General features: G+C 53.8%; 1 protein-coding gene. It reads left to right on the top strand.

All coding sequences use genetic code 11. The features are described 5' to 3' along the window. Nucleotides 1-112: 112 nt before the first annotated feature. Nucleotides 113-390, top strand: a 278-nt coding sequence (locus L0M99_RS09700) for an IS3 family transposase (RefSeq protein WP_238128455.1), incomplete at its 3' end; no start/stop codon positions are given.

Genomic DNA, 390 nt, shown 5'->3' with positions numbered 1-390 from the left:
TCGTTTCGGGGTCGAGCCGATTTGCCGGACACTGAGGGCTAGCTTGGAAGGAGGGTTTATTACTTCTCGTGGTTATCGTGCGGCTAAGAGCAGGCCGGCAAGTGCTAGAAGTGTGCGTGATCGAATACTTGTTAGGGAGTTAGCGACTATTCACGCCCATAATTTCGGGGTTTACGGGATACGTAAGATGTGGCACGCAGCTAGACGATCTGGTTGGAAGGTTGGCCGTGACCAGGTCGCCAGGATCATGAGGATCGCTGGGATTACCGGTGCTCGCCGGGGTCGCGCACCGGTTACGACCAGGCAATTACAGGGTGTGGATTTGCGCCCGGATCTGGTTAAGCGTTGTTTTAAAGCTGGCAAACCCAATGAATTATGGGTCGCTGATAT

The organism is Varibaculum cambriense, assembly GCF_022133705.1.
Lineage (GTDB): Bacteria > Actinomycetota > Actinomycetes > Actinomycetales > Actinomycetaceae > Varibaculum > Varibaculum cambriense_A.
The sequence above is the reverse complement of the archived record's forward strand: the minus strand, read 5'-3'. Positions and strand labels throughout refer to the sequence as shown.